Annotated in this window: 8 protein-coding genes and 1 pseudogene; 6 read left to right on the top strand and 3 right to left on the bottom strand. The window is 36.8% G+C overall.

Annotation, left to right across the window (positions count from 1 at the left end; genetic code table 11):
- The first annotated feature begins 909 nt into the window (after nucleotides 1-909).
- The 3 genes and pseudogenes from ORD22_RS05735 to ORD22_RS05745 form a co-directional block, all read left to right on the top strand.
- Nucleotides 910-6,777 (top strand): leucine-rich repeat protein, encoded by a 5,868-nt coding sequence (locus tag ORD22_RS05735; protein WP_317644971.1) that lies wholly within the window; start codon nucleotides 910-912, stop codon nucleotides 6,775-6,777.
- A gap of 631 nt (nucleotides 6,778-7,408) precedes the next feature.
- On the top strand, nucleotides 7,409-7,717 hold the full coding sequence (locus tag ORD22_RS05740; RefSeq protein ID WP_317645045.1) for an HNH endonuclease: 309 nt from the start codon (nucleotides 7,409-7,411) through the stop codon (nucleotides 7,715-7,717).
- Nucleotides 7,684-8,010, top strand: a pseudogene (locus ORD22_RS05745) (protein adenylyltransferase Fic); the annotation flags it as partial. The gene ORD22_RS05740 and the pseudogene ORD22_RS05745, both read left to right, overlap by 34 nt.
- Before the next feature lie 189 nt (nucleotides 8,011-8,199).
- Here ORD22_RS05745 and gloA read toward each other — a convergent pair.
- Complete coding sequence (gloA, locus tag ORD22_RS05750; protein ID WP_317644972.1) at nucleotides 8,200-8,577, bottom strand: lactoylglutathione lyase; 378 nt, start codon at nucleotides 8,575-8,577, stop codon at nucleotides 8,200-8,202.
- A gap of 227 nt (nucleotides 8,578-8,804) precedes the next feature.
- On the bottom strand, nucleotides 8,805-9,506 hold the full coding sequence (gene gloB, locus ORD22_RS05755) for a hydroxyacylglutathione hydrolase (protein WP_317644973.1): 702 nt from the start codon (nucleotides 9,504-9,506) through the stop codon (nucleotides 8,805-8,807).
- A 383-nt stretch (nucleotides 9,507-9,889) separates the two neighbouring features.
- Between gloB and ORD22_RS05760 the strand changes: the two genes are divergently transcribed.
- The 3 genes from ORD22_RS05760 to ORD22_RS05770 all read left to right on the top strand — a co-directional run bounded on the left by ORD22_RS05760 (nucleotide 9,890) and on the right by ORD22_RS05770 (nucleotide 11,816).
- The gene (locus ORD22_RS05760; protein WP_317644974.1) at nucleotides 9,890-10,579 is read left to right on the top strand and encodes a GAF domain-containing protein; all 690 of its coding nucleotides are present in this window, start codon (nucleotides 9,890-9,892) and stop codon (nucleotides 10,577-10,579) included.
- 20 nt (nucleotides 10,580-10,599) lie between these two features.
- The gene (locus ORD22_RS05765) at nucleotides 10,600-10,959 is read left to right on the top strand and encodes a helix-turn-helix domain-containing protein (RefSeq protein ID WP_317644976.1); all 360 of its coding nucleotides are present in this window, start codon (nucleotides 10,600-10,602) and stop codon (nucleotides 10,957-10,959) included.
- 68 nt (nucleotides 10,960-11,027) lie between these two features.
- Nucleotides 11,028-11,816, top strand: a complete 789-nt coding sequence (locus ORD22_RS05770) for an ATP-binding protein (RefSeq protein ID WP_317644977.1) — start codon at nucleotides 11,028-11,030, stop codon at nucleotides 11,814-11,816.
- A gap of 218 nt (nucleotides 11,817-12,034) precedes the next feature.
- Here the strand turns inward: ORD22_RS05770 and ORD22_RS05775 are convergent, their stop codons facing one another.
- Entirely contained in the window at nucleotides 12,035-12,988 is a 954-nt protein-coding gene (locus ORD22_RS05775) for a calcium/sodium antiporter (protein ID WP_317644978.1), read from the bottom strand.
- Nucleotides 12,989-13,213: the final 225 nt, after the last annotated feature.

Raw genomic sequence — 13,213 nt, forward strand, 5'->3', positions numbered from 1 at the left:
ACTTCAGTTCAATTCAGAATAGTTTCTGAATTGTGTTGGGACCTGGTACCGTATTTAAAGTGTCAGAAGATGTGAGATTTCATTATGAAGTTATCACAATGGCAACCGATGCGTTTGGTCTTAGTCAAAGTGAAACCTTTGACAGAAACGCATGATAGAGTTTTTAGGTATCTATTATGTTAAATAGATAGTTGGTAAATGCGAGAAGTTGTCAAGTGTCTAGAGTTATCTAATTAAAAAGCAGACGAGCCAAGAATTTATTGCGGATTCTTAGGCTCTTCTGCTTTAATTTTATTTTGTGGAGCACCTGTGCAATATTGAATTCAGAAAAGTTTTCTGCACAGGTACGCGAAATTTTTGGAACACAGAAGGAAATCATGAAGATCAATTAGAAAGAGCCATTACCTTATACAAGGGTAAATTATTAGAGCAAAAAAATTATATGTGATGTACCCCTATCAGAGAGATATATTATCAGCAATTCTTACAACTCGTCCAAACCGTTGACACTTATTATAAAAAACATCAACAGACAACCAAGCTAAGAAAACTGCATCAAGATGTTAAACATTTATTGAAAAAGGAAGATTACGATGTGCTAATTATGTAGTGCAAAATACTTTTTAATAAATAAAACAGCCAGTTGATGCATGTATTTGCATGGAAATGGCTGTTTTTTTGTCGAAAATGTAAGGGAAATGTAAGGTTCGTTTGATATTGTGTTTGAAAAGTAGCTCAACTTGCGATTAACATATTATCAATTGTAAGTAAGAGAGGTTTGCTTAAATAGAGTTGATCCGAACTTGGAGGTGTTGGGGGTAAAATAGAGACCTTTATTAAGGTAGAGGAAAGCGAATAAGAAATTATTATATCTTTAAAGTAACTTGAAAATAGAAAGGAGATTAAAAAGTGAGGAAATTATTTAGGAGTATGTTGGTTGTTCTTCTCGTACTTGCTAACATTCCATTTGTAGATGTTGTTAATGCATCATCATCATTTACGACTACTGAAAATCTAGATGGCACCTTGACGGTTACAAAATATGCTGGAGGTGGCACAGTGGATATTCCGGCAACAATAGGAGGGAAAAAAGTCACTGTGATTGGAAAGGATTTTTTGAAAAACCGTTCAAATTGGCAAATTTTAACTAGTATCATCATTCCGAACACTGTGACGGAAATAGAAGAAAGCGCTTTCGAAAATGCTTTTTTCAGCAGTTATGATCATACTATTAAAATCCCATCTAGTGTGAAAAAAATAGGAGCTTCAGCTTTTAGATATAATGGGCTTACGAGTGTGACAATTCCAGAAGGTTTGGAATCAATAGGAGCTTCAGCTTTCCGAAGCAATAAACTAGTGAGTGTAAAGCTTCCAGAAAGTCTGAATTCATTAGGAGATTCTGCATTTAGGGAGAACAAACTTAGTAGTGTGACGATTCCGAGTAACATAACTTCAATACCAGTTGATGCATTTTTTTCTAATCAACTAACAAGCGTGAAAATTCCCGAAGGCGTGACGTCGATTGGGAAAGGAGCTTTTGCTAAGAATGAGCTCACTAGTGTAACGATTCCAAATAGTGTAAGGTCGCTATCAGGTTTTTGGCAAAATGTTAATCTCACGAATGTAATAATTCCAAACGGTGTGACCTCGATAGAACAATCAGCTTTTTCCGAAACTCGGTTAACAAGCGTGACGATTCCAGACAGTGTGACTTTTATAGGGTCATCTGCTTTTCAGGATACTCAGCTAACAAGCGTGACGATTCCAGACGGGGTGACTTCGATACAAAGCCATACCTTTCGGGATACTCCGTTAACAAGCGTGACGATTCCAGACAGTGTGACTGTCATAAATTCATTTGTTTTTCAGAATACTCAGCTAACAAGCGTGACGATTCCAGACAGTGTGACTTTTATAGGAGGTTCAGCTTTTCAGAATACCCAGTTAACAAGCGTGACGATTCCAGACAGTGTGACTTATATAGGATCATCTGCTTTTCAGGATACTCAGCTAACAAGCGTGACGATTCCAGGCAGTGTGACTACGATAGCTGTGCATGCTTTTAGTGGTAATAGGCTAGAACACATCGTATTTGAAGGTAAACCAAGTATTGGCGATAATTCCTTTCGGCAGGATTTTCAGGGTTTTGGTGGATGGTATACAGACCCATCACTTATAACTGCATGGAATGGAAAATCTATACCAAGTCATGGAAAAGTGTATGCCAAAACAACATTACCGAGTTCACCGTCAAATGTGAGTGCAGTAGCTAGTGATACCCAAGCTGATGTATTCTTTACAGCATCAAATCATTCAGGTACTTCAGACATAACAGGGTATAAAGTAAAAGTTTATGTAGATGGAATAGAACAACCAAATTTAAGTAAACCCGGAAATTCCTCACCTATTACTGTACCAGGGTTAAAGAACGGTACTGATTATACGTTTAGAGTGATTGCATCAAATAGTACAGGTGATAGTTTTAATTCAGAAGCCACTGAGATTGTAACACCGGGGACTTACCAGGTCGTGGAAAATCAAGATAAAACAGTGACGATTACAAAATATAATGGTACCGAAACAGAAGTTGTGATTCCTAGTGAAATAGATGGAATAACAGTCACGGGTATTGGAGTTGAGGCGTATTCAAGGAAACAATTAACAAGCGTAACGATTCCAGCTAGCGTGACAGCAATTAAGCAAAACGCTTTTTCTGATAATCAAATTGAGCAGATCACGTTTGATGGCAATCAGATAACGATTGATAGTTCCGCTTTTAGTACGACTGAAACCGCTTTTCCTGAGTTCGTTGGTTGGTACACTGATAAAAGCTTAGAAACAGTATGGGACGGAACGTCAGTACCTATTGATGGGAAGGTTTATGCCAAGAGAACACCTAATCCACCAACAAACGTAAAAACCGAAGTTGGAGATAGAAAAGTTACAGTTTCTTTTACAGGCCCAGTACATACGGGTGGTAATACAGTCACTGATTATACTGTGAAAGCATATGTGGGTGGAATAGAACAACTGAACTTAGAAACACCGGGCAATGCATCACCAATTACGGTGAAAGGATTAACACATGGTACCAACTATACATTTAAGGTAACTGCAACGAATAAGGCAGGCCATAGTGTGGAATCGGCTGCATCAGATGCAGTCGAGGCAGTAGAGATATTTGAAACTACAGACAATGACGACGGTACTGTGACAATTAAAAAATATAATGGTAAGGAAACTGTAGTTGACATTCCTAGCGAAATAGACGGCAAAGAAGTTTCAGAGATAGGAATGTACGTTTTTAATAATAAAAATTTAACAAATGTAACGATCCCTTATAGTGTGAAAAAAATTGGGGTAGGCGCCTTTAGTTATAATAAACTGACAAGTGTTACAATCCCTAAAGGTGTAGAAAATATTGGGTCTTCCGCTTTTGATAATAATTCACTTGAAACTATAATTATACCTGGAAGTGTGAAAAGGATTGAGAGCAAAGCCTTTAGTAACAATGCTGAACTGATGAGTGTAACCATCGAGGATGGTGTGACAGAAATCGGGGATTATGCCTTTAATTACACTAGTTTAACAAGTGTGACGATCCCGGGAAGTGTGAAGTCAATAGGGAATAATGCCTTTGACATAAAATTAAATAAGCTCACGAGTGTAACGATAAATGAGATTGTAACGACCATAGGTGATTATGCCTTTTTCGACAATTCTTTATCAAGCGTTACAATACCAAATTCAGTAACTGCGTTAGGGGAATATGCGTTTTCTAAAAATAAATTAACGAGTGTGACGATTCCGCAAAATGTGGAAATTGTTGGGAGTTATTCCTTTGCTTATAATCAATTAGAGCAAATCACATTTGAAGGTTCACCGGTGTTAGGAACTGAAGCATTTAATCAGTTGTCGTCTTTTTATCAGGGATTTAGAGGTTGGTATGCAGACCCTGAATTTAAAACAGAATGGGACGGGGCATCTGTACCAGCTGGAAAGAAACTTTACGGTAAGAGAACACCGAATCCACCGAAAGAAGTGAGTGCAATTGCTGGAGTTGAAGAAGCAACTGTTTCCTTCACAGGTCCAACACATATCGGTGGAAATGCGGTAACAGGTTATTTAGTGAAAGTATATGTAGGCGAAACAGAACAAACCGACTTACAAGCAACAGGCATTGCTTCACCGATTACCGTGTCAGGTTTAGCGAATGGTACTACCTATACATTCAAAGTTGTCGCAACGAATGCGGCAGGCGATAGTATAGATTCATTAGTATCTGATACAGTTGTACCAGTAGTTAAATATGAAACGACAATAAATCAAGACGGTACAGTAACGATTACTGGATATAACGGTACGGAGAAAGATGTTGAGATTCCTAGTCAAATAAATGGCATGGCCGTATCAGCAATTGGTGAGGATGCTTTCAAGGAGAAAGGATTAACGACCGTTGAGATTCCTGTCACTGTGACGTCAATAGGTAAGAATGCGTTTAGTCATAACCAACTCACGACTGTGACAATTCCATCTAATGTTTTGAAAATAGGGGCATATGCCTTTAGTAATAATAAAATTACAGATGTATCATTGCCATCAGGTATAGGCGAAGTGGGAGATTATGCTTTTTCCGCTAATGAATTAACAAGTCTAACGATACCAGGTAGCTTAGGAAAAATAGGAGACAATGCCTTCAGTAATAATAAACTCACAAGTATAAGTATCCCACCTAGCTTAGGTGTGATGGGTAAAGGTGCCTTTAGTTATAATAAACTCGAGAATGTAACAATTGAATTAGGTGTAGGAACTATAGCAGACAGTGCGTTTAGTCATAATAAACTTACGACGGTATCGCTCCCAATTAGTGTAAGCACAATAGGGGCGAATGCATTTGCTTCTAATCGATTAGAACGTGTCACATTTAACAGTGAACCAACGATTGGTACGGATGCATTTAAACAGGATGATGCTTCTATTTTCCCAGCGTTCGTAGGATGGTATACAGCTGCAGATTTACAGGATCAGAATGCCTGGAACGGGACTTCTGTTCTGGTAGGAAAAGAGCTGTATGCCAAGAGAAAGCCGAATCAAATCACAGCTGTAACGGCAAAAGCAGGGGTTTCCCAAGTAACCGTCTCCTTTACAGGCCCAATCCATACAGGTGGCAATGTTGTAACGGGTTATACCGTGAAGGTGTATGAAGGTGAAAAGGAGTTAACAGAATTAGAGACAACTGGCATCGTATCGCCAATTACAGTGAAAGGTCTACAATCAGGAAAAGCCTACACGTTCAAAGTAATTGCAACGAATGCAGCAGGAAATGGTGAGGAATCTGTATCTTCAGCTAGCGTGAAACCGACTGCTCCGAGTAACAATAATGGAGGCACAAACCCAAGTCCAAATCCAAATCCTGCTCAAGAAATCATCACGGTTCCTGTTGAAGCAGGTGAACAAGGATCAAATGTATCCACTGCTACGATCAAGCGTACAACAGATGCAAAAGGAAACAAAAAAGACGAACTAGAATGGACACCTGCAATTGCTGCTGAAACGGTTCGGAATTTAAAAGAGGCGGGCACCGACAAGGCACGTATTGCCTTTCCAGATGCAAAAGATGAAGTAACCGAATTAAACTTATCAATTAATAAAGAAGCCATTCAAGCATTCCAACAAGGTGCTATCAATCTTGAGGTCTACACGGAAAATGCAAGAATCATCGTACCGAAAGACTCGGTCAATGGAATTAGAGACAATCTTTACTTCCGAGTGATTCCGATCAAAGCAGAACAACAAAAAAATGAAGTGAAAGAACGTGCAAAAAAGGAAAAAGTAGTTAGCGAAGTGGCGGGTAGCTCGGACATCCATGTAGTGGGTCGACCTATGACGATTGAAACGAATATGCCAAATCAACCAGTCGACATAATTCTTCCTTTAAAAGATGTAACAATCCCTACTGAAGAAAAAGAACGGGAAGAATTCTTCAATAAACTAGGCGTATTTATTGAACACAGTGATGGGGAGAAGGTATTTATCAAAGGTGAAGTCGTTCCCTATAAAAATGGCGAACTAGGCTTAAAGTTTACCATTAATAAATTCAGTACCTTTACGATTATTAATATGGAGAATGGTTGGAAAGAGCCGAACTATAACAATCAATTTACGGGACGCACATCCGAACTAGAACTTCCTGTAATGACGGATAAAGTTTGGACAATCACGTTCAACCAAGCCGCGAATCCAGATACCGTTAACGAGAATACAGTGTATCTTTACGATGAAAAAGGAGGAAAAGTCGCGATTGATCTTCAACTTACGAACAATAACCGTTCGATTAAAATTAGCCCGAAAACGTATTATAAGCCGAATACAAACTACTATCTCTATTTAAGTGAAAAGATGGAATCGGCCAATGGAAAGCAATTGGGCACTCCAGAACGATATGTATTTAAAACGACATCATATTCACTCGAAACAGGTAAACGGCAAGAGGAAACCAGTGTGTCACCTACCAAAGAGTGGAAGGTGACCTTTAATACAAATATTAACGAAGCATTGTTAACGGACAATCATCTTCTTGTAACCGATCAACATGGACGAAAAGTGGACGTTGTGATCGAATTGATGAATCCAAAAACAGTTCAGATCAGACCCATTAAGCCATACAATCATGGAAAAACTTATTATCTGTTCATGAAAGATTTAGCGTCCGATACAAACGTGGCGATGAAGAATCAAACATGGATGAAATTTACGATTGAATCGAAAATAGAATAGGTTGTGTTAAAGTAGTGCATTAAGAAACAGAATTAAATCTGTTCTTAATGCGCTATATTTGTTAGTTCCTATTTGTAATAGGTACCAGGTCCGCACACAACTTCAGTTCAATTCAGAATAGTTTCCGAATGGTGTTGGGACCTGGTATCATATTTGAATGTGAGAAATGGTGAGTGATTCTTATGGAAAAAGAATTATATTACTATCCAAAAATGCAAAAAATTGTACTGTCGATGAGTGGATTCAGATGTTACAGGAGAAAGACTGTTTTACTCCTGTCTTACTTGAAGCTATCTATGTCTTGGTGGTTGAAATGGGTGGTAAAGGATCGGCCAAACAAATATCGAAAATTACTGGACGACCATATCAAGTATATAATTCATCTATGGCTCAAACAGTTAAACGACTAAGAAAAAAAGGTTATACATTTGTGGCTGATGTAAGGAAAAACAGTAAAAAGGAGAGATATTGGAGTCATTTTTTTAAGGGATATTATGAGAAGGAGTTATTTATTTGGGAAGTGAAAGATACTTTACAAGAAGCATTTATGAAATACAAGGAAAAGTTTGATAGAGGCGATGCCTGCACTCATGATAATGAAATAGCGGATGAATATGAAACTGTCGAAGGAATGAGACGCCATCGTATTCATTATCAAATTGAACGTAATTCAGATATTATAAATATTGCGAAGAGAGAATTTATAAAAAAACATGGCGAACTTTTTTGTGAAGCATGCAAATTTTCATTCAATAAAACATATGAGATTGATTTCATTGAAGCACATCATATTTTACCATTATATATGGGGAAAAGAGTGACTAGAAAGATAGACTTAATTATGTTGTGTGCAAATTGTCATCGCGCAGTACATAATAAAAAATGGAATGATAAGCCGATAGATGATTTTTTGGAATATATGAAAAATATGTTGAGATGAATATTGCGCACCCTTTCAGAGAGGGTAATGGAAGAAGCGCGAGAATTTGGTTGGACAATATCCTGAAAAGGGAATTAAAACTGTTGGTTGATTGGAGTAGAGTGGACAAAGAAGACTATCTTTTGGCAATGGAAAGAAGTCCTATTAAAGACGTTGAAATCAAAATTCTTTTAAAAGCAGCCTTGACGGATAAAATCAATGATCGGGAAGTTTATATGAAAGGTATCGATATGAGTTATCATTATGAAGGGTACTACGTTTATAAAATGGAAGATCTACAAGATGAGTCGTAAGTTTTTACGGTAATCATCTTTTTGCCTATGAAAATACAAAAAGTAGAAGAAATAGTATTATACGATTCGGAAGTTTATAAAATTAAGGCACAACATTAAAATAAAAGCCTAGCCCTCATTTCTCTATTTTGTAATTAGAGGATCGAGGGTTAGGCTTTTTACAATCATTTTTATATTTAGAACGTTTTATTACTTACGCTTTACTTCGATTCTATAGCCGTCAGGGTCAGTAACAAAGAAGTAAGAAGGTGCTCCACCTGAAAGTCCTTTCAATTCACTTGTTTCATAAGAAGAAGCTTTACAAATTTTATGCATTTCTTCTAAGTCATTTACTGTTACGCCTAAATGACTGAAACCATTACCTATAACATATGGATCTGCATCATAATTGTAGGTAAGTTCTATTTGCACTGAAGAACCTGGTGAGTTTAGATAGATTAAATCAAATTTATCTTCAGGGAATTCTCTGCGACTGGCTACTTCAAAATCAAAAAGCTCAGTATAAAAATCTAAAGTAGCATCAATGTCTCTAACACGTAAACAAATTTCAACGAGTACTTGGTTCATTGTATCATCCTCCGTAATTATATTAATCCTATCTTATCATAGATCCTATATAGGCACACTTGATGGGATTGGACAAAGTCGATTGATATTTGAAATGGTTGGCCTGATTTTAAATAGTATTTCAATTCCAACATACATTATAAGTACAGTGAAATCATGGGGAAAGAAAGCGTAGACATCTTGCCTTTATGCAATATCATTCGGCAAAAAGAAACCTAGTAATTATTCTAGAAATCATCACGGGCGTTACGCAATTCGATAAAGTTCTCCAATGTTTCCACTTGCAGAAAGAGGTTAATTTCCTTCTCCTTACCGATCGTTGTCGGGAGTGTTGGTTCTCCTTTAGCACGCAATTCACGGACTTCTTCCAATGCTTTGGAAATTTTTTTATTATCCGGCTGCATGTCGTATGCAAAACGTAAATTAGTTTCGGTATACTCGTGACCGGGATAAACATTTATCTCATCATCCAAGCGCTTAAATTTCTGCAATGTTTCATATTGAGCCTCGTAATCACCGGTAAAAACTCGACCGCATCCTGCTGAAAACAAGGCATCCCCGCAAAAGAGATTATCTCCCATTAAAAAACTAATATGGCCATGTGTATGCCCACCCGTTTCGGAGACTTGAAAAGTTTGGCCCAACAAGTTAAAGGAGTCCCCTTCCTCTATAACACGATTCGCCAAGCCCTCCGTTTCTTTCGGTCCATAAATCTGACTTTCTGGATGTCTCTCCATAATCTCCAGTACCCCGCCGGTATGGTCTTCATGCTTATGCGTTAAAAGAATGGCCGCCAAGCGAAGCTGCTTTTCTTCGAGGTAATCAAGGACACCATTCGCTATTCCCGGATCAACCACAACTGCCTCTGTTTCTTCTTGAATGCACCATATGTAATTATCAGCAAAGGCTTTAATTGGATGAATAATCACCTTACGATTCCTCCCTCTTTTCACATATCTGATTTGTGGCTTGGAGACTAGTTTTTCCTACTATCATAACACAGAGATTACTAATATACATTAGGGAGACAACCTCCTCTGTCTGTAATTAACAAACGATAGAATAAGTCGTTACCTCTGGGACAGTTAGATATAATATACAATCAAAAGTATTGATAGGATGCACCCTTCACCTTTGTTTATATGAAGTCATAAATAAGCTAGTTGAATATTACTATGTGTTTTATGTTATCCTAGACGAATAGTCAAAGAATTTTTTTGACCCCTGTGACATTTGAAGTTTAACCAAATATATTATATGATAAAAAATAGTCAGAAAACTATTTGCGGATGTGGAAGGAAGTCTGATGATAATGAAAAAGAGGTCAAATCATCATAGTATCGTTGAAAGTTTACAAGAGTACAATCTAAAGAAAAACATTAAAGAACAATTGAAAATAATTAATCCTCTCTTAGGTAAAAAAGAAACAGACATAAAAGTCCATTTAAAGAACGCGTTAGCAAATGGTGTAATTACTAAAAGGGAAATGGATTTCTTGGAAATCAAAATAGAACTTGGTCGTATGTGTTTGGAATTAGAAGAAGCCTTGGAAAGTGTTTATGTCACTTTGTTGTTTTATGATAGAGAACGAAATAAAGTTTTTCATGGTGCTGCCCCTAGTATTCCAGTAGAATTCTTTGATTTCTTTAGTATGATTAATGAACAGGGAATATTAGATGAAAATTGTGCTTCATGTGGAAGAGCTATTTATACACAAGAAGTTGTACAAACAGATATTGGAACGAGTACACTTTGGACAAAATTTAAAGAAAGTATCTTAGAATATGGTTTCAGGTCTTGTACATCAATACCATTTTATACACAAACTGGTCGATTAGCTGGAACGTTTGGCCATTATTCTAATAGGCCAAACAATCGTTTAACACAAGATGAAGTGGAAATGATTCAAGAAAAAGTTTCTATGTTTAGTTTTGAAATTCAAACGATATCTGATCGTATTCATGAGTATACGCAAGTTGGTAATGTTAGACTGACTATTTAATAAGGAAAGGGGATTAGCACATGACTGTTGGAAACCGTCTAAAAATGCTTCGCTTGGAAAAAAGACTTACGCTGCAAGAGGTTGCAACTAAAATTGGGCTGGCCAAATCTTCTTATGCGAGTTATGAAGGGGGACATAGAAATCCACCCATCGATAAACTAATAGCACTAGCCCAGTTATATCATGTTTCAACAGATTATCTATTAAGATTAACGAATATTCCTGATTCTGTTGAATCTCTTCAAAAGCAACATTTACAATGGGATGGAATAAGTTTAAGTGAAAAGGAATTAGAAGTTGTTCATCAGGTTGTTGAATTAATGACTGAAAAGCATCAAGAAAGTAATAAAGTAAAGTTGAGACATATGGATATCGGGTAATATTCAGTGTCTTTTTTTTCTATAAAAGGTCGCTTAAAGTGAACAAAGTTCTGAATGGGGGTATTTTTATGAGGAGTGCATATAATTATCAATTTAAAAAAGTTAACGTAGGAAATACAGATAACCATGACACTAGTAATGATCAACTACAAAAAGCAAGTACATCATTACTGACGAATGACGAAATGATGCTAGTGGGAAAATTAGCTGCTGGAGTAGCTCATGAGATTAAAAATCCACTTACCTCCATTAAAGGCCTTGTTCAATTATTAAATATGGGGGTAAATAAACCTGAATACTATTCAATGATTTATTCCGAGATAAATAAGGTCGAGGAGATAATCAATAGACTTGTTGGGCTCGCAGAAACACAATCAGTGAATTTTTGTATAAATGATATTGGGCTTATCCTGGAACGTACTATTACGCGGATGAATGACTTGGCTCTACCAAAAAGTATTAAGATCATTTCAAGTTTAGAAGGAACTATTTTTTCTAGTTACTGTGATGAAGCTCAACTTCAACAGGTCTTTGAAAATATTATTAAAAATGCGATTGAAGCTTCTGCTTGCAATAAAAAAATATATATCACTTGTAAAACAGATGAATCTCATGTTCATATCAGGGTGAAAGATCAAGGAGTCGGTATCCCAGATGAGAAAATTGTGTATCTTTTTCAACCATTTTACTGTAAAAAGAAGAATAGTACTGGTTTCGGTCTAATGATTAGTGACAATATTATTAAAGAACATAATGGAACAATTGAAGTTAAAAGTGAGTTAGAAATGGGTACAACAGTCGATATTTATCTTCCACTAGTAAAATCATATGACCATTTATCTCAGCAGTTACAATAAATTTTATCAGAATACATAGAGGTACAAGCGGCTCACGCAAAATGGAAGTGAAGAACAGAGATTAGTAGACTTGCGAGTCAGAAGTAGGGGCAAGTAGGTATTTGAGAACCCTTAATATGGGTGTGTAAAGGTGGGATACATTTACGCAGAATCAGGATAATCGTGTAAATGTATCCAAAAATACTTTGACATACGTCGAGTACGTGATGGTGTTTCCATTAATTCCGTAAAATAATATAAACTAAATAAATAATGTAGGACGCGGCAAGTACAAATCCTTCGCGCTTTCCAACTTTGTATCCAGTCCTTGAGAAAATTAATAATACAACAGTCAGTACAATCATAAACACAACATCAATTAATACTTTACCGTTCACCGCTAATGGAGAAATTGCAGAAGAGATACCAAGAACAAATAAAATATTGAAAATATTACTGCCTATAATATTCCCTAACGCAATTTCACTTTCTTTTTTCAGTGCTGCTGTAATAGATGTTACAAGTTCAGGAAGAGATGTTCCTATTGCAATAATCGTAAGCCCCACCAATGTTTCGGACATGCCCAGAGAGTAGGCAATTTCTGTACCGTTATCTACTACTAAATCCCCTCCGAATATAATTGCAGCCAGCCCTAATATCGTAATAAATATATTTTTACCCCATTTGATGTTCGTAGGTGCGGGTTCGTTCGCTGCACTTTTTCGACCTTTTAGGCCGCTTTCTATAACATAGTACAAAAAAATGGAAAGAAACAACAAGAAGATGAACCCATCGCTTCGTGTAATCATATTGTTGCTGTGCCCCTGCAATGCAATATCACTCATAAGGATGAGCAAAGCAATACTTGCCAGTAAGGTAAACGGGATTTCTTTTTTAACATTCTCACTTTCAACTTTCAAAGGATATAAAAAAGCAGCCACTCCAACTACGAGAGTAATGTTGAAAATATTGCTGCCAACTACATTTCCCACAGCAACACCAGCACTTCCTTCCAGTGCAGCAATAATACTGACAGTCGCTTCCGGAGAACTTGTCCCAAAAGCTACAATTGTTAATCCGATTAAAATAGGCGGGACCCGAAGCAGTCTTGCGATATTGGAAGACCCGTCAACAAAAGAGTTAGCTCCTATTATCAACAACGCAAATCCAACAACTAATAAAATATAAGCCATTAATATTTCCCCTCCATTCAAGTGCTTTTACTAGCACATTCTATCACTTTAAATATACCCCCTTATTAGGAAATATAAAAATAATAGCGCGGGAAATGATACATTTTATTAGGATATTTTTCTTTTGAACTAAGTATTTATAAAAGTATCTATTTTCAGGTACAGGAGTGTACTGAAGCAGAAAAAGGCCTACTCCTGCGGGATCCAGCGCGAGTGTTTGATACC

Origin of the sequence: Sporosarcina sp. GW1-11 (genome assembly GCF_033088395.1) — a bacterium.
In the GTDB taxonomy this organism is placed as follows: domain Bacteria; phylum Bacillota; class Bacilli; order Bacillales_A; family Planococcaceae; genus Sporosarcina.